The 16,635-nt window shown below is 70.9% G+C and carries 12 protein-coding genes; 5 read left to right on the top strand and 7 right to left on the bottom strand.

What is annotated here, in order from left to right; genetic code table 11:
* Positions 1–24: 24 nt before the first annotated feature.
* Positions 25–1,329, bottom strand: a complete 1,305-nt coding sequence (locus CFK38_RS04440) for an ROK family transcriptional regulator (protein WP_096801994.1) — start codon at positions 1,327–1,329, stop codon at positions 25–27.
* A gap of 243 nt (positions 1,330–1,572) precedes the next feature.
* Between CFK38_RS04440 and CFK38_RS04435 the strand changes: the two genes are divergently transcribed.
* Positions 1,573–3,531 carry a potassium transporter Kup gene (locus CFK38_RS04435; protein WP_245851219.1) on the top strand — a complete coding sequence of 653 codons (1,959 nt, stop codon included), beginning with the start codon at positions 1,573–1,575 and terminating at the stop codon, positions 3,529–3,531.
* A 66-nt stretch (positions 3,532–3,597) separates the two neighbouring features.
* On the opposite strand, the gene CFK38_RS04430 is transcribed toward CFK38_RS04435, so the two are convergent.
* The 5 genes from CFK38_RS04430 to CFK38_RS04410 form a co-directional block, all read right to left on the bottom strand.
* Positions 3,598–4,884, bottom strand: coding sequence for a glycosyltransferase family 4 protein (locus CFK38_RS04430; RefSeq protein WP_096801993.1), 1,287 nt, complete (start codon positions 4,882–4,884; stop codon positions 3,598–3,600).
* Positions 4,881–5,405 carry a PRC-barrel domain-containing protein gene (locus CFK38_RS04425; protein ID WP_096801992.1) on the bottom strand — a complete coding sequence of 175 codons (525 nt, stop codon included), beginning with the start codon at positions 5,403–5,405 and terminating at the stop codon, positions 4,881–4,883. Before CFK38_RS04425 ends, CFK38_RS04430 begins: the two co-directional genes overlap by 4 nt.
* 105 nt (positions 5,406–5,510) lie before the next feature.
* On the bottom strand, positions 5,511–6,356 hold the full coding sequence (locus CFK38_RS04420; RefSeq protein WP_096801991.1) for a TetR/AcrR family transcriptional regulator: 846 nt from the start codon (positions 6,354–6,356) through the stop codon (positions 5,511–5,513).
* A gap of 20 nt (positions 6,357–6,376) precedes the next feature.
* Entirely contained in the window at positions 6,377–7,477 is a 1,101-nt protein-coding gene (locus CFK38_RS04415; RefSeq protein ID WP_096801990.1) for an aspartate-semialdehyde dehydrogenase, read from the bottom strand.
* Positions 7,474–8,841, bottom strand: coding sequence for an aspartate kinase (locus tag CFK38_RS04410; protein WP_096801989.1), 1,368 nt, complete (start codon positions 8,839–8,841; stop codon positions 7,474–7,476). The genes CFK38_RS04415 and CFK38_RS04410 overlap by 4 nt, the downstream gene beginning before the upstream one ends.
* Positions 8,842–9,472: 631 nt before the next feature.
* Between CFK38_RS04410 and CFK38_RS04405 the strand changes: the two genes are divergently transcribed.
* Genes CFK38_RS04405 through CFK38_RS04395 form a run of 3 tightly spaced genes read left to right on the top strand, consistent with a single transcriptional unit; the run spans position 9,473 to position 13,097 of the window.
* A complete protein-coding gene (locus tag CFK38_RS04405) occupies positions 9,473–10,423 on the top strand; it encodes an ABC transporter permease (protein ID WP_096801988.1) in 951 nt (316 codons plus the stop codon).
* Positions 10,420–11,409, top strand: a complete 990-nt coding sequence (locus tag CFK38_RS04400; protein WP_096801987.1) for a carbohydrate ABC transporter permease — start codon at positions 10,420–10,422, stop codon at positions 11,407–11,409. Before CFK38_RS04405 ends, CFK38_RS04400 begins: the two co-directional genes overlap by 4 nt.
* A gap of 32 nt (positions 11,410–11,441) precedes the next feature.
* Complete coding sequence (locus CFK38_RS04395; protein WP_096801986.1) at positions 11,442–13,097, top strand: extracellular solute-binding protein; 1,656 nt, start codon at positions 11,442–11,444, stop codon at positions 13,095–13,097.
* Between the two features lie 169 nt (positions 13,098–13,266).
* Here the strand turns inward: CFK38_RS04395 and CFK38_RS04390 are convergent, their stop codons facing one another.
* Positions 13,267–15,468, bottom strand: a complete 2,202-nt coding sequence (locus tag CFK38_RS04390) for an NAD(+) synthase (protein ID WP_157773346.1) — start codon at positions 15,466–15,468, stop codon at positions 13,267–13,269.
* Between the two features lie 290 nt (positions 15,469–15,758).
* On the opposite strand from CFK38_RS04390, the gene CFK38_RS04385 reads away from it, so the two are divergent.
* A complete protein-coding gene (locus CFK38_RS04385) occupies positions 15,759–16,622 on the top strand; it encodes a carbohydrate ABC transporter permease (RefSeq protein WP_096801984.1) in 864 nt (287 codons plus the stop codon).
* Positions 16,623–16,635 lie beyond the last annotated feature (13 nt).

Genomic DNA, 16,635 nt, shown 5'->3' with positions numbered 1-16,635 from the left:
CGGGGCGAGGAATCGGTGCGCGGATCAGGCCGAGGCGTCGGCGCTCAGGGGCGGGGCGAGGAGGGGATCCTCGAGGACCCGCTCCAGCGCCGCTGCGGCACCGCCGATGGCCGCGGCGTCCAGGCCGAGCGCGGACCCGCTGACCTCGACCCGTCCGTCGGCGGCGAGCAGGCGCGCATCCAGCGCGGACTGCACCCGGCCCACCAGCAGGTCCGCGAAGTATCCGAAGTAGCCTCCGAGCACGATCGCCTGCGGGTTCAGCACGTCCACCAGCACGCCGATGCCGCGCACCAGGTCGTCCACCAGGAGCGTGAAGCGCTCGTGCAGGCGCGGATCGCCCGCCTCCAGCAGCACCCGCAGATGCTCGAGCCGGTCCAGCATCGGCAGGCGTCCGGACCGGGCGGGGTCATCCTCGTCGAGGACCGCGAGCACGGTGTCGAAGCCGACCATCGTCTCCCAGCAGCCACGGCGCCCGCAGCGGCAGCGCACCCCCGCCGGGTCCAGGCCGATGTGCCCCACCTCGCCGGAGAACCCGGACCAGCCGCGGATCAGCCTGCCCTCGGCGAGGATCCCCGCGCCGACGCCCATGTCGCCGGTGAGATAGACCAGGTCCGTGATGCCGCGCCGGGCCAGCCGCGGCGCCTCCGCGAGCGCCGAGAGCTTCGCATCGTTCTCCAGTGAGAGCGCCGGGTGCTCGGGGCCGAGGCGGGCGGCGAGCTCCTCCCCGAGCGGCACGTCCGTCCAGCCCAGGTTCGCGGCGACGCGCACGCTGCCCCCCTCGTAGTCGATGGGTCCGGGCGGGGCGATGGTGACCCCGGCGACCCAGAGCCCCTCCCGGGAGGCGACCTCGAGGCTCTCGGCCAGCTGCTGCGCGACACGGTCCAGGACCAGGCCGGGAGGGTATGCCCGGCCGTCCGCCACCGTCGCGTCCAGCACGTAGGGCATCGGGACCGACGAGGTGAAGCGGACCTCCCCCGCGAGGTCGCGCAAGCAGACGGCGAGGTAGTCGACGTTCAGCTCGAGCCCGATCCCGGCGACATGCAGCGGCGAGATGCGCACCTCGGTGCCGGGCCGGCCCACGGTGCCCCGGCGCTCGACCTGGCCCTCCTGCACCAGCCCGAGCTCGGCGAGATCGCTGACCAGCGAGGTGACCGAGGCCTTGGACAGTCCCGTCTCCTGGGCGAGGGTCGCGCGGGAGCGACCGCCGCGGGTGTGCAGGTGGCGCAGCAGCAGGCTCAGGTTGGCCGAGCGCATCGCGGCGTGGCCGACGGGTGCCGCCCGGCGGCTCCCGCGCCCCGGCCCGGGCGAGGAAGTGGCCGAGGACGTCATGGGCTCATCGTAGACGGAGCGCCGACGAGCACCCGGTCCGGAGCCGGGTCCGGCGTCGCCAGGACGCCGCAGAGCCCGTCGCGGCGCCCTCGCGCACGACATCGAACTGTTTCCTCGGCGGAGGGTGCATCCGGCCCGAACGGTGGCAGGATCGATGATGTGACCGAGGACACCTCACACTCGCCCCGCTCCGACGAGCCCCCGCAGCACTCGCACGCACACCGCCACCTCGACCATCGGGGCGTGCCGCGGCCCCGTCAGCCGGTGCCGCTGCTGATGCTCGGTGCGCTCGGCGTGGTGTTCGGGGACATCGGCACCAGCCCCCTGTACGCGATGCAGACGGTCTTCAGCTCCCACCACAACGCGGTCGCACCCAACGAATCCGATGTGCTCGGGGTGGTCTCGATGGTCACCTGGTGCCTGATCACCATCATCACCGTCACCTACATCGGGCTGATCATGACGGCGAACAACCAGGGCGAGGGCGGGGTCCTGGCGCTGACCGCGCTGGTGCTGCGCAAGCTCGGTCCGGAGGCGAGCCCGCGGGAGGCGGGGGTCGCGCTGGTGCTGGGGGTCCTCGGCGCCGCCCTGTTCCTCGGCGACTCGCTGATCACGCCCGCGATCTCGGTGCTCTCCGCCTTCGAGGGCATCGAGGTCACCGGTGCCGTCCCCGACGCGGTGATCCTGCCCGGGGCGCTGATCGTGCTCACCGCCCTGTTCGCCGTGCAGCGCTGGGGCACCGGGCGCATCGGCGGCTCCTTCGGCGTGGTCATGGCGGTATGGTTCCTGACCCTCGCTGCGATGGGGCTGCCGCACGTGCTGGCCCAGCCCACGATCCTGCGCGCCCTGTCCCCGAGCTACGCGATCGCGTTCATGGTGGACCGGCCGCTGGTCGCCTTCATCGCGATGGGCGCGGTGGTGCTGACCATCACCGGCGCTGAGGCGCTGTACGCGGACATGGGCCACTTCGGCCATCACCCCATCGCCCTGGCCTGGGGGTGCCTGGTGCTGCCCGCGCTGCTGCTGAACTACTTCGGGCAGGGGGCGCTGATCCTCTCCGATCCGGACGCGATCGCGAACCCCTTCTTCTTTCTGGTGCCCGAGTCGCTGCGGATCCCGCTGGTGGTGCTCGCGACGATGGCCACCGTGATCGCCTCGCAGGCCGTCATCGCCGGAGCGTTCTCCGTGGCCCGTCAGGCCATGCGGCTCTCCCTGCTGCCGCGGATGAGGATCACCCAGACCTCCTCCGTCCACGGCGGACAGATCTACGTGGGCACCGTGAACCTGCTGCTCTTCCTCGGAGTGGTCACCCTGGTGCTGGTGTTCCAGCACTCCTCCGCCCTCGCCGCCGCCTACGGCGTCGCCGTCACCGCGACGATCATCCTGGTGCTGGCGCTGTTCCTGCTCTATGCGCGCCAGATCCTGCACCGGCCGCTGTGGCAGGTGGCGCTGCTGGCCTTGATCGTGGGCGGGCTCGAGCTGGTGCTGCTGGCCGCGACGCTGATCAAGATCCCGGACGGCGGCTGGCTGCCGCTGCTGATCGCGGCGATGCTGACCACGATCATGCTCACCTGGCGGCGCGGGGCCCGCCTGGTGGCCGAGCGGCGCAAGGAGATGGAGGGCCCGCTCGAGGACTTCATCGCCCGCTGCGCCCGCACCGTGCAGAGGGTGCCGGGACTGGCCGTCTACCCGCACGGCGAGCCCACCACGGTGCCGCTCGCGCTGCGCACCAGCGTGCAGATGCACCACGTCCTCCACCAGCACGTGGTGATCCTGACCCTCGAGCACCAGCATGTGCCGCATGTGCACCGCGACGACCGGGTGCACGTGAACGTCCTGGGCGACGGCGCCGACGGCCTGGTGCAGCTCACGTACCAGGTCGGCTTCCACGACTCGCAGGACGTCCCCGCCGCGCTGCGCGCCGCCGTGGAACAGCACGGCCGTCGCGATGGCGACCGCCCCGCCGACGGCCCGGCCTTCATCCCCGAGCTCGACCTCGACCTCGACGAGGCGATCTACGTGCTCTCGATGCTGCGCCTGGAGAAGGCGCCGGGCGGCGGCGCGAGCACGCAGGCCGGCGGGATGCCGCGCTGGCAGCGGGCGCTGTTCCGACAGCTGAACCGGACCTCGGCCCAGCGCACCCTGGTGCTGCACCTGCCCACCGATCGCACCGTGGTGATGGGAGCGGAGACCGAGCTGTGAGGACCCTGCCGGCGGTGCAGCGGGCGCTTCCCCTCCGCCGCCCGGGCCCGGCCGCGCGGTGGCGGTTCAGGCCTGCGTGACCCGCTGGAGGATCTCCAGGTAGCGGCGGGCGAGCACGTCATCATCGGCATGGTCCGCGACCCAGGCACGGCCGCTGGCCCGCACCGCCGTGCGGGAGCGCTCCGCCGCCAGCTCCCGCCACAGGTCGGCGAGCGCGTCGACGTCCTCGGGCGGGAGCACATCACCCGCCTGCGCCTCACGGACCACATCCGCTGCCTCCCCCGCCAGCAGCGCGGTGATGTGCCGACCGGTCGCGAGGATCTCGTAGAGCTTCGAGGGCACGGTCCAGGCGAAGGGCTCCCAATAGCGCAGCGAGACGATGACGGTGTCCGCCCAGGCGTACTGCGAGCCCACCTGGCGGTGCGGGATCCGCGGGATCACCTCCACCGGGGCGTCGAGCTCATAGGCCAGCGCCGCCAGCGCCGGGGCCTCCACCCCGTGGCCCACCATCCTCACCTGCACGTCCACGCCCTCCCGGCGCAGTGCGGCAGCGGCCCGGACCACCGTGTCCAGCCCCTGCGAGCGGCCCATGTTGCCCAGGTACAGGCAGCGCAGCTCGGGATGGTCACCGCTGGGGTGATCACGCTGGCGCGCCACCAGGGAGAGGTCGGTGCCGTTGCGCACCACGGACACCGGCTCCACACCGCGCTCGCGCAGCACCTCGGCGAACCGCCCGGTGGTGGTGACCACGCCGCGGGCCCCGCTCTGCCAGTCGGTCACCCGCTGATGCACCCTGCCCTTCACCAGCGCCACCGCCCAGGACAGCGCCCGCCGCGGCGCACTGCGCCGCGCCGCATGCACGGCCTCGGGGTCCAGTGCACCGGCGGGGCCGACATGGGTGACCAGATCCGGCCAGGCATCGCGCATCTCCACCACCAGCGGCACGTCCCACAGCAGCGAGAGCGCCCGGCCCACCATCAGGGTGGGGATCGCCGGAGCGGTGGCGATGATGACGTCGGGCCGGGTGCCGGGCCGGGCGAAGCGCCGCCGCAGCCGTCGCAGGGCATCGGAGGCCGCGACCAGGTGGTCCGCGGTGCGGGAGGTGATGTCCGTGCGGTGCGGCAGATAGGCGGTGCGCAGGATGACCTCGCCGTGCCGTCCCCGCTCGACCGAGCCCACCCTGTGGCTGCGACGCTGGGTGGGGGTGGGGCGACCGGCCGGGTAGTGCGGCACCGGCGCGGCGACCGTGACCCGGTGCCCGGCGGCGATGAAGCGCGAGATCAGTGCCGACCAGCGGCGCTGAGGAGCCCCGAACTCCGGGCCGTAGTAGTGGGTGAGCAGCAGCAGTCTCATGCGCGGGCGGACCCCTCCTCGAGATGCAGTGCCGCCGCGGCCGCCCGCAGCTCCTGGGGCGTGGCATGCAGGGTCAGCGGAGGGGGCGCGCCCGCCTTCGCGGTGGCGGCGTCGACGAGCAGGTGCAGGACGTGGTCGCCGTCCTGCTCGGTCGCGTCGTCGACAGCGGGACGGTGCGGGGCGGAGGACTTCTCGAGCGTCTCCGGCAGGGCGGCGATCGCAGCCGCCGGGATCAGCACGCTGCCGGCGCTGAGCTGCTGCGGCATCACGGCAATCGCGGCCAGCTCGCCGGTGGCGTCGCGGAGGTAGACGTCACGCACCCGGCCCACGGTCCTCCCATCGCTGCCGTACACGGTCGCTCCGGCCAGGGCCTGCAGACGGCGACGCCGCGCCCGGAGCCCGGGATCCTGCGCCGGCCGTTCGGCGGGACGGTCGCCCGGGGCGGACTCGGTCGCCGCCTCGTCGGGCACCGAGGGCGGGGCGGCGTCACCCGACCCGTCGGGTGTCGTACCGGGGCTCATCGGTCACTTCCGCAGGCGATCACAACCTGGGAGTCTACCGACCGGCCCGTCGCCGGGGGCCGGCATCCGCGGTGACCGGCCCTCCACGGCCGCAGGGACGCGAGCTCAGCCGGTGACCAGCTGCTGCACGAACGCCTGCACATCGGCGATCGGGTCGCCGTCGGCCGCCTTCTGCAGCTCGCGCACGGTGCGCTCGCGCACCGTCAGGCCCAGCAGCAGCGAGAACAGCGTGCGCGCCAGGAACTTCGGATCCGACCCCTCGACCAGGCGGCCGTTGGCGGCCAGACCCGCCAGCACCTGCTCCAGCACGTGCTCGTGCACCAGGCGCAGCCGCGCGATGCGGAAACGACCCGGATGGTCCGGGTTGACCACCTCGGCGCTGAGCGTGGCCAGCAGCGCCATCGAATGCTCCCGCGGGTCCCACGGGCCGGCCAGCGCCGCCACCAGGGACTGCGGGGAGGACTGCAGCACCTCGACGGAGTCCAGCAGCCCCTGCGCATGCGCCTCGAGCCGGTCGACCACCGCCCCCAGCAGCGCCTCCTTGGAAGAGAAATGGTGCAGCATCCCCGGATGGGAGATGCCCACCTCACGGGAGATGTCGCGCAGGCTCGCACCGTGGTAGCCGCGCTCGGCGAACAGGGCGGCGGCGGCGTCGAGGATCGCCTCCCGACGGCTGGAGACGGCCGGCTTCTCGGCCGTGCGCCCACCCGACACCGGATCGCCCACCCCGACGGGCGGGGCCTCGACCACGGTGCGCAGGTCCGGGCCGCCCTCGAGCTCGGCGGCGGAGATCGTGTCCAGGGTGCGCAGGACGCGGGAGAGCGGGTCCACGCTCGTGGCGGCGGACCCGCCGTCCGCATGCTCCTGGCCGACCCGATCGGAGAACAACGATGACAACGGTGACGGGCCGGTCCCGGGGCCGGGAGGACCACTAGCAGCAGCGAGGGTCATCGGGGATTCTCCTTCAGGGGTCAGTTCTGCGCGATCAGCTCCGCGATCTCGATCGCATTCAGGGCGGCGCCCTTGCGCAGATTATCCGCCACGACGAAGAACACCAGCCCCTTGTCGTCCGGGACCGACTGGTCCTTGCGGATCCGGCCGACGAATGTTCCATCGCGGCCAGCGGCCTCGAGCGGGTTCGGCACGTCCACGACCTGCACGCCCGGCGCCGCCTCGAGCAGCTCACGGGCACGCTCGGCGGTGATCGCCCGATCGAACTCGGCATGGACCACCAGCGCGTGGCCGCTCATCACCGGCACCCGCACGCAGGTGCCCGCGACCGGCAGGTCCGGCAGGCCCAGGATCTTGCGCGACTCGTGGCGGAGCTTCTGCTCCTCGTCGGTCTCATCGCTGCCGTCGTCCATCAGGTTGCCGGCCACGGCCACCACGTTGAACGCGATCGGCTTGACGTAGACCTCCGGCTCGCCGAGCTCCACCGCCGAGCCGTCGATCGCGAGCTTCTCGAGATCGTCGACGCCCTTGCGCACCTGGCCGGCCAGTTCCGCCACCCCGGCGACGCCGGAGCCGGAGACGGCCTGGTAGGTGGCGATCTTCAGCCGCGCCAGCCCGGCCTCGTCGTGGAGGGCCTTCAGCGTGGGCATCGCGGCCATCGTGGTGCAGTTCGGGTTCGCGATGATCCCGCGCGGCGGGTTCACCAGCGCCTCCGGGTTCACCTCGGAGACCACCAGCGGCACCTCGCCGTCGCGGCGGTAGGCCGAGGAGTTGTCCACCACGGTCGCGCCCGCCTCGGCGAAGCGCGGGGCCAGCGCCTTCGAGGTGGAGCCGCCGGCGGAGAAGATCGCGATGTCGACCTGCTGCCCCTCGGCGGTGATGTCCGCCGTCTCGGCGTTCTCGATGGTCAGCGACATCCCCGCGTACTGCACGGTCTTCCCGGCGCTGCGGGCCGAGGCGAACACGCGGATCTCCGAGTGCCTGACCGACCGGTCGGCGAGGAGGGCCAGCATCACACGACCCACCTGACCGGTGGCGCCGACCACGCCGATGACGGGGCCGTCGGCCGCATAGCCGGGGGTCTGCGAGAAGTCGATGGTGCTCTGGGTGCTGATGTTCATCGTCCGGTCCCTCCGTAGACCACGGCCTCGGTCTGCTCGGCGTCGAGGCCGAACGCCGTGTGGATCACGCGCACCGCGTCATCGAGCTTGCTCTGCTCGGTGACCACGGAGATGCGGATCTCCGAGGTGGAGATCATGTCGATGTTGATGCCCGCCTCGCCGAGGGAGCGGAACAGCAGCGCCGAGACGCCCGGATGCGAGCGCATCCCGGCGCCGACGATGCTGACCTTGCCGATCTGGTCGTTGTAGCGGACCTCGGAGTACCCGATCTGCTCGTGCGCGTCCTCGATGGCCTTCAGCGCGGCGGGGACGTCCGCCTCCGGCAGCGTCAGCGAGATCGCGACCGTGTCGTCGACGGTCGAGGAGTTCTGCACGATCATGTCGATGTTCGCGCCGGTGCCGGCGACCACGTCGAACAGCATCGCGGCGCGGCCGGGGATGTCCGGCACCTCGACCACGGTGATCTTGCCTTCGCTGCGGTCGTGGGCGACGCCCGAGATGATCGGCGCCTCGAGGCCCGGTGCGGTGATGTCCTGCATGGGGAGCTCCTTGCTCGGGTCTGCGGCGTCGCGTCGGACGACGTCCGCGGTGGGGAGGGTGACGTCGGGGTCCAGGGGGATCTCGCGCTCGGGATCGTCGGCGACGATCGTGCCCACGCGGCCCGAGTACGAGGAGCGCACATGCAGCGGCACCCCGTAGCGGCGCGCGTACTCGACGCTGCGCGCCATCAGGATCTTCGAACCGTTCGCGGCCATCTCCAGCATCTCCTCGCTGGAGATCAGCGGCACCCGGCGGGCGGCGGAGGCGATGCGCGGGTCCGCGGTGAACACGCCGTCGACGTCGGAGTAGATCTCGCAGACGTCCGCGTCCAGCGCTGCGGCGAGCGCCACCGCGGTCACGTCCGAGCCGCCGCGGCCCAGCGTGGTGATCTCCTTGGAGTCGTGGGAGACGCCCTGGAAGCCGGCGACGATCGCGACGGCGCCGTCCTCCACGGCCTCCTGGATGCGGCCCGGGGTGACGTCGCGGATCTGCGCGTTGCCGTGGTCGCTGTCCGTGATCAGCCCGGCCTGCGAACCGGTGTAGGCGCGCGCGGTGACGCCGACCTCGTTCAGCGCCATCGACAGCACCGCCATCGAGATGCGCTCACCGGCCGTGATCAGCATGTCCATCTCGCGCGGCGGCGGGTTCGGGGTCACCTGCTCGGCGAGATCGATCAGATCATCGGTGGTATCCCCCATCGCGGAGACCACCACGACCACCTGGTGACCGGCCTTCGAGTACAGGGAGATGCGCTTCGCGACGCGCTTGACGGAGTCGGCGTCAGCGACGGAGGATCCTCCGAATTTCTGGACGACCAGGCTCATGAGGCGGTTTCCTTCACGGTTGAGGACAGGCGGGGTGGTGCGGGCAGGACTGCCGGGGCAGGCCGTGCGTGGGGCCGCCGGTGGGCGGACCCGGATGGGCCGCCGGCAGCGGCCCGACGGGCTCACCGTGCGGCGGTGACCCGGGATCGGAGTCCGCGGGAGCGGGTCCGGACGGGCTGCGGGGTGCAGGCCCTCGGGCCGGATCGACGCGGCAGGGCCGCCCTGGTCGCGCCGCGCCGTCGGACGGTGGTCCCGCTCGTCCGGCGCGGCTCCGGGCGCCCCGCGAGCGGGCACCGGCCGACGTCGAGTCTACGAGAATGCCTGGTCCACGCCACCGAGACCCCGCGGAGCGAGACGCCCGCACTGGTCACGACGATTCTGCAGCGTGACCGGCGCAACATTGCCCGATCGGGGCGCACCGCCGGACGGAGGCGGCGGTCGGGCGGCATTCAGGCAGCGAGCGGGACGTCGCGTGAAGCAGGTCACAGTTCTGCAACGGCCTGTGGTAAGCGCTAGCCATGCGCCTGGGCATGCGCTTACCGTCGACGGCGGGCATTCGACGGCCGAGACGGTCAGGACGCCTGACGGGCCCAGGCGAGGACGCCCTGCCACCACCTATCGAGGACATTTCATGAGCGTGACTCAGACTCCGCGGACGAGGCGGCGCACCACCTTCGCGGTGAAGCTGCGCCGGGACCACCCCCTGCTGATCATGGCGCTGCCCGCCGTGCTCCTGCTGCTGGTGTTCACCTACATCCCGCTGCTCGGGAACGTCATCGCCTTCATGGACTACGTCCCGTTCATCCCGATCCATCAGAGCCCCTGGGTCGGTCTCGAGAACTTCCAGCGCCTGTTCAGCGATCCGCGCTTCTGGACCGCACTGGTGAACACGCTGCAGATCACCACCTTGAACCTGGTGCTCTACTTCCCCGTCCCGATCCTGCTGGCGGTGCTGCTGTACTCGGTCACCCGCCCGTACCTGCGCACCGTCGTGCAGTCGGTCCTCTACCTCCCCCACTTCCTGTCCTGGGTGATCGTCGTGGGACTGTTCCAGCAGGTCCTCGGCTCGACCGGCGTGGTCAACCGGATGATCCTGGAGAACGGTGGCACCCCCATCGACTTCCTCACCAACCCCGCCACGTTCAAGCTGCTGGTGACCTCGCAGGTGATCTGGAAGGACGCGGGGTGGGGGACGATCATCTTCATCGCCGCCCTCGCCGCGATCGACAACAGCCTCTACGAGGCCGCCGCCATCGACGGCGCCGGAGCGCTCTCACGGTTCTGGCACGTCACGCTCCCGGGCATCCGGCCGATCATCATCCTGCTGCTGATCCTGCGGCTCGGCGAGGCACTGAACGTCGGCTTCGAGCAGATCCTCCTGCAGCGGGACGCCGTCGGCCCGGAGGCCGCCGAAGTGCTCGACACCTACGTCTACTACAACGGAGTGGTCGCGAGCGACTGGAGCCTCGGCATCGCCGCCGGCCTGCTCAAGGGGGTCATCGGCCTGATCCTCGTCCTCGCCGCGAACAAGGCGGCGCACATGTTCGGAGAATCAGGCATCTACGAGAGGAGCCCGCGATGACCGCCGGCAGCCCCGCCCCTACCGCACCCACACCCACGACCGACGCCGCCTCCGACGCCACTGTCGCGCTCGAGCCCCACCCCAAGCGCAAGGTCCGCGCGGCGAAGTACCAGCGCCCACCGTGGCAGGGTCGCCCCTCGCTCCCGACCATGGCGGCCAAGGCCCTCACCCTGGTCCTGGTCTGTGCGGCGATCCTGCTCCCCCTGCTCGTCGTCGTCTCGACCAGCCTGGCGACGCCCGAGCAGCTCGCCCGCAGCGGCGGGTACGTCATCATCCCCACGGGCATCTCCTTCGACGCCTACGCGGCCATCCTCTCCGGAGGCGTGGTCACGCGCTCGGTGCTGGTCAGCATCGGGGTCACGGTCGTCGGCACCGCGCTCAGCCTCATCTCCACGACCCTCATCGCCTACGCGCTGTCCCGTCCGGGCTCCCTGTTCCACGGGCCGATCCTGGGCTTCGTCCTGCTGACGTTCCTGTTCAGCCCCGGCATCATCCCCGTGTACCTCATGGTCAAGGAGCTCGGGCTGCTCAACCAATACGCCTCGCTCATCCTGCCGGTCGCCGTGAACGCGTTCAACATCGTCATCGTGCGCGGCTTCTTCATGAACGTCCCGGACGAGCTGCTCGACGCCGCACGGATCGACGGCGCCTCCGAATGGCGGATCTTCGGCCGCATCATGCTCCCTCTGTCCCGGGCGGTGATCGCGGTCGTGGGTCTGTTCTACGCGGTGAGCTACTGGAACGCCTTCTTCCAGGCCCTGCTCTACCTGCAGGACAGTGCCAAGTGGCCGCTGCAGCTGGTGCTGCGCACCTACGTGATCCAGGGAGCACCTCTGGTCGTCGACACCGGGTCGACGACCCCTCCGCCCGCCGCCTCCATCCAGATGGCCGTGATCGTGATCGCCGTGATCCCGATCCTCTGCGTCTACCCGTTCCTCCAGCGGCACATGACCAAGGGCGTCCTCACCGGCGCCGTCAAGGGCTGACCCCACAACCCCGATTACAAGGAGCTCCAACCATGTCCATCTCACCCACACGTCGCCACCTCCTGGTCTCGGCCGCGCTCGGGGGCATCACCCTCGGCGGCGGTCTGACCGCCTGCTCCAGCGGCGGCTCCGCGTCCGGAGGCGGCAGCGGCGCCGGTTCCGGCGAGGTCGCCGACTGGCCCACCTACACCGAGCGCACGGACGTGCCGGAACCCGACATCCCCGGCACCGCCGACGGCGTCGCCCCCGCGTACTTCTCGTACCCGGAGGACACGTTCCAGTCCGTCGAGGGCGAGATCGGTGACGGCTCCGAGGTCAAGGCGCTGGCCCTGACCTACGGCCAGCCGCCGGTGGCGATGGAGTCCAACGCCTACTGGCAGATGATCAACGAGAAGACGAATCTGACATACACCCCGCAGATCGTCCCGGCCAACGACTTCTCCACCAAGTTCCCGACGATCATGGCCGGCGGCGACCTGCCGGACCTCATGCAGGTTCCCGTCTTCATGGGCCTGCCGAAGCTGCCGCAGCTGTCACAGTCCCAGTGGACGGATCTGTCCGGCCACCTCTCCGGCGATGCCATCAACGACTACCCGAACCTCGCCAACCTGCCCACGTACGCCTGGAGGACCTGCCGCATCGGCGGCCGCCTGATCGGCACCCCGCTGCCGCGCCCTCCGTTCGGCAACGTGCTGTTCCAGCGACTCGATCTCATCGAGGAGATGGGTCTGGATCCCGCGCCCACGTCCAAGGAGGATTTCGTCGCGCTGTGCCAGGACCTGACCGATCCGCAGGCCGGTCGGTACGCCCTGACCGGGTACTCGGTCGCCACCGGCGTCGATTGGCTCGACAACATCATCGACCCGATGTTCGGGGTGCCCAACGACTGGGAGCTCGACGGCGGCGCGCTGACCGCCAGCTACGAGACCGACCAGTTCTTCGAGGCCCTCGAGTTCAAGAAGCAGCTCTGGGATGCCGGCGTCTTCCATCCGGACTCCCCCTCCATGCAGTCCGCGGAGACGGCCGCGAAGTTCATCTCCGGCGACGTCGTCATGCGCACGGACGGCCTGTCCTGGTGGGCGGCCAATCAGGCTGATCATCAGGACCTGTCCTTCGGCGCCATGACCCCGTTCTCCGCGAACGGCGGCGAGCCGATCAACTACCAGGGCGCCGGTGCGTTCTCGTTCACGGCGATCAAGAAGGGTCTCGACGAGGAGCGCGTCAAGATGCTCCTGCGCTTCATCGACTACTGCGCCGCCCCCTTCGGCTCCACGGAGTACTTCGACCAGAACTTCGGCGTCAAGGGCAAGGACTACACGGTGAACGACAAGGGTCAGCCCGAGCTGACCTCGCAGGGCACCAACGAGCTGGGGATCAATCTCAAGTACATCGGCGCCCCTCCGGCCGTCCTGTTCTGGCCGAAGCGCGTCGACGATGCCCTGAAGGCACAGAGCGAGCTGCAGAAGAAGCTCGTCCCGATGCTGATGGAGGACCCGACGCTCGGGTACTACTCCGAGACCGCCGAGCGGTCCACGACGATCGCCCAGCCGATCACCGACGCCTCGACGGGATACATCCTCGGACGCAACAGCCTCGATGACGTCACCTCCGCCATCTCCCGCTGGAAGAGCGCCGGTGGCGACAAGATCCGCGAGGAGTTCGAACAGGCGATCGCCGAGGGCTCCTGAGTCACTGTTCCCCGGTGGGGCGAGCACTGGCTCGCCCCACCGGGGACCCGCACGACCCCGGACGCCATCAGCGGGAGTTCTCGCTGATGGCGTCCGGTGCGATGGGACCCGCGCTTCGATGCCGCCCCGTGCTGCGGCGGGCCGGTCTCCGCCCCGCTCCAGCCGCGCCCTACTCCCCCGGCACCTCGCGCTCGATCTCGGCAAGCCAGGCCCGCGAGGTGGCGTCCGAGGGCATCCGCCAGTCGCCGCGCGGCGACAGCGACCCTCCGGCCAGCACCTTCGGTGCGTTGGGCATGGCGGAGCGCTTGAACTGGCTGGAGAAGAAGCGGCGGGTGAACACGGTCAGCCAGTGCTTGATCTCGGCGCGGGAGTAGGCGCGCTTGTCGTCGTCGGCGTATCCGGCGGGCCACTGACCGGCGGATTCGTCGCCCCAGGCCTGATGGGCGAGAAAGGCGATCTTCGCGGGGCCGTAGCCGCGACGCAGCTGGTGGTAGAGCGTGAAGTCGTGCAGTGCGTAGGGGCCGATCGAGTCCTCGGTGGACTGCGCCTTCTCCCCCGTCTTCGTGGGGATCAGCTCCGGGGAGATCTCGGTGTCCAGCACCGCCTGCAGCAGGTCTGCGGTCTCCTGGTCGAACAGCTGCTCGGCGATCACCCAGCGGATCAGGTGCTGGATCAGGGTCTTCGGCACGCCGGCGTTGACGCCGTAGTGGGCCATCTGGTCGCCCACCCCGTAGGTGCACCAGCCCAGTGCCAGCTCGGAGAGGTCCCCGGTACCCACCACGATGCCGCCGCGGTGGTTGGCCAGGCGGAACAGGTAGTCGTAGCGCATCCCGGCCTGGACGTTCTCGAAGGTGACGTCGTAGACCTCCTCGCCGCTGCCGGCGGGGTGGCCCATGTCCTTCAGCATCTGGGTGGAGGCGGGGCGGATGTCGATCGTCTCGAAGCTCGCGCCGATCGCCCGTGAGAGCAGCTCGGCGTTGGAGCGGGTGTGCTCGGTGGTGGCGAAGCCCGGCATCGTGAACGCGAGGATCTCGGAGCGGTCGCGGCCCAGCTGATCCATCGCCCGCGCACAGACCAGCAGCGCATGGGTGGAATCCAGGCCGCCGGAGACCCCGAGCACCGGCCGGGTGCCGCCGGGCCTGTCCCCGCCGATCGCGGAGAGCCGGCGCACCAGCCCCGCGACCTGGATGGAGAACGCCTCGTAGCTGTCCTGCGCGAGGCGGGTGGGGTCATCGGGCACGAAGGGGAAGCGGTGCAATGGCCGGCGCAGCGGACCGGTCGCGGGACGCCGCGCCTCGGATGCCGACGGCATCTCCTCGGCGTCATCCTCCGGGGAGGCCTCCACCACCTCGTCGTCGAACACCAGGTAGGGCTCGGGCTCGAACAGGTTCGTGGCGGCCCACGAGCTGTACTTCTCGAGCGAGGCGGCGTGGGTGCGGCGGTTGTCGTCGACCGTGTTCTGGCGGCGACGCTCGGCGACGATCCGATCCAGGTCCACGTCCACGATCGTGGCGCGCGGCCCCTGCGGGAAGCGCTCGGACTCGCCCAGCAGGTCACCGCACTCGTACACGAAGGTCTGGCCGTCCCAGGCGAGATCCGTGGTGGACTCCCCCTCCCCCGCGGCGGCATAGACGTAGGCCGCCTGACAGCGGGCCGAGGCCGAACGGGCCATCAGCTTGCGATCCTCCGCGCGGCCGACGGTGATCGGTGAGCCCGAGAGGTTGGCGATCACGGTGGCGCCGGCGAGCGCGGCCTCGGCCGACGGGGGGATCGGCACCCACATGTCCTCGCAGATCTCCACGAACACCTTCAGCCCCGGCACATCCGGCACCGTGATCAGGGAGTGCGGAGTCAGCACGTGCTCGCCGCCGAGCACGCTGACGCCCACACCGTCCGCGTCGTCCCCGGGGGCGTACCACCGGCGCTCGTAGAACTCGCGGTAGGTGGCGAGGTTCTGCTTGGGGTGGATGCCGAGGATCTCGCCGCGGTGGATGGTGACCGCGCAGTTGAACACCCGGCTGCGGTCGGTGGCGCGCAGCGGGGCGCCGACCACGATCAGCGGCATCAGCTCGCGGCTGGCCTCGACCAGGCCGGCCAGGGCCCGCTCGGCCGCGTCCAGCAGCGGCTCCTGCATCACCAGGTCCTCCAGCGAGTACCCGGTCAGCGACAGCTCGGGGAAGACCGCCACGCCCACCTGCTGCTCGTCGAGCTCGGCCAGCATGTCGAGGTGGCGCTCGGCGTTGGTGGCGGGATCGGCGAGCGCGACCGGCAGGGTCACCGCCGCCACGCGCACGAAGCCGTGGTCGTAGATGCTGGCGTGGGGGTCGGTGGCCGCTGCGCCGCGGGCTGCGGGATCCGTCGCTGAGCTCATGGGCCGAGCGTAATCGAGCCCCCGTCCTCGAGGGGGACGCCGCCCGCTCCGCCCACGGGTCCAGGCCGGCCGGAAGGGGATCCGTGTCCGCGGCGGGCCAGCCCGGCCGGGCCGAAAGGGGATCCGTGTCCGCGGCGGCCCGCAGCACAGGGCCCGACAGAGCCAGGCAGGGCCAGGCCGCGGCTCCTGACCAGTCCACCCTCCATCCGCCTGCTATACCGTGTGCTGGTGACTCCTCCTCCTTCGCCGCACCGGGGCCAGGGCTGGAGCCGCGCCCGGGGCCGTGATCGATGAACGCCCGTCGGCCCCTGCTGGGGTGGCTGCTGATCGCCCCCAGCCTGATCGGTGTGAGCGCCTTCCTGATCCTGCCGGTGCTGCTCGCCTTCGTCGTCTCCCTGTTCCGTTGGGATCTGCTGGGCACCCGGCAGTTCCTCGGGCTGGAGAACTACCGGACCCTGCTGAGCGACGGCGCGCTGGCGAACTCACTGCTGGTCACCGGGATCTTCACCCTGATCTCGGTGCCGCTCTCGCTGGCGCTGGGGCTGATCCTCGCCACCCAGCTGGTGCGGGCCCTGCCGGGCTCGGCCGTCGTGCGGGTGATCGTGGTGATCCCCTGGGTGTGCGCGCCGCTCGCGCTGGGCGTGGTGTGGAAGTGGATCTTCCAGCCGTCCGTCGGCGCACTGAATCAGATCCTCGGCGTGCGGATCGAGTGGCTCACCGATCCCGCCCTCGCGCTGCCCGCGGTGGCATTCGTGGCGATCTGGCAGAACGTCGGCTACATCTCGCTGTTCTTCCAGGCGGGCCTGACCCGCATCCCCGGCTCGATCTACGAGGCGGCGCGGATCGACGGCGCCGGTCCCGCCCAGCAGCTGTGGTTCATGACCATCCCGCTGCTGCGGCCCACCACGTTCTTCCTCGCGGTCACGCAGGTGGTGGCCAGCTTCCAGGTGTTCGACATGGTCTTCGCCCTCACCGGCGGCGGACCCCAGCACCGCACCGAGGTGATCGCCTCGCTGATCTACCACGAGGCCTTCGTCTCCAGCCGCCTGGGCCGCGCGAGCGCGGTCGCGGTGATCCTGTTCCTCCTGCTGGTGGTGATCACGGTGGCCCAGCAGCGCTGGTTCTCCCGCCGCATCACCTACGACATGAGCTGAGAGGAGGAGAGAA

Origin of the sequence: Brachybacterium vulturis (assembly GCF_002407185.1) — a bacterium.
GTDB classification, from domain to species: domain Bacteria; phylum Actinomycetota; class Actinomycetes; order Actinomycetales; family Dermabacteraceae; genus Brachybacterium; species Brachybacterium vulturis.
This window is presented reverse-complemented; position numbering and strand designations above follow the sequence as displayed.

What these genes read in the sequence shown, in the direction of transcription:
- CFK38_RS04440 (WP_096801994.1), bottom strand. Translation starts at nt 1,329, where the DNA reads ATGACGTCCTCGGCCACTTCCTCGCCCGGGCCGGGGCGCGGGAGCCGC.
- CFK38_RS04430 (WP_096801993.1), bottom strand. Translation starts at nt 4,884, where the DNA reads ATGAGACTGCTGCTGCTCACCCACTACTACGGCCCGGAGTTCGGGGCT.
- CFK38_RS04425 (WP_096801992.1), bottom strand. Translation starts at nt 5,405, where the DNA reads ATGAGCCCCGGTACGACACCCGACGGGTCGGGTGACGCCGCCCCGCCC.
- CFK38_RS04420 (WP_096801991.1), bottom strand. Translation starts at nt 6,356, where the DNA reads ATGACCCTCGCTGCTGCTAGTGGTCCTCCCGGCCCCGGGACCGGCCCG.
- CFK38_RS04415 (WP_096801990.1), bottom strand. Translation starts at nt 7,477, where the DNA reads ATGAACATCAGCACCCAGAGCACCATCGACTTCTCGCAGACCCCCGGC.
- CFK38_RS04410 (WP_096801989.1), bottom strand. Translation starts at nt 8,841, where the DNA reads ATGAGCCTGGTCGTCCAGAAATTCGGAGGATCCTCCGTCGCTGACGCC.
- CFK38_RS04405 (WP_096801988.1), top strand. Translation starts at nt 9,473, where the DNA reads ATGAGCGTGACTCAGACTCCGCGGACGAGGCGGCGCACCACCTTCGCG.
- CFK38_RS04400 (WP_096801987.1), top strand. Translation starts at nt 10,420, where the DNA reads ATGACCGCCGGCAGCCCCGCCCCTACCGCACCCACACCCACGACCGAC.
- CFK38_RS04395 (WP_096801986.1), top strand. Translation starts at nt 11,442, where the DNA reads ATGTCCATCTCACCCACACGTCGCCACCTCCTGGTCTCGGCCGCGCTC.
- CFK38_RS04390 (WP_157773346.1), bottom strand. Translation starts at nt 15,468, where the DNA reads ATGAGCTCAGCGACGGATCCCGCAGCCCGCGGCGCAGCGGCCACCGAC.
- CFK38_RS04385 (WP_096801984.1), top strand. Translation starts at nt 15,759, where the DNA reads ATGAACGCCCGTCGGCCCCTGCTGGGGTGGCTGCTGATCGCCCCCAGC.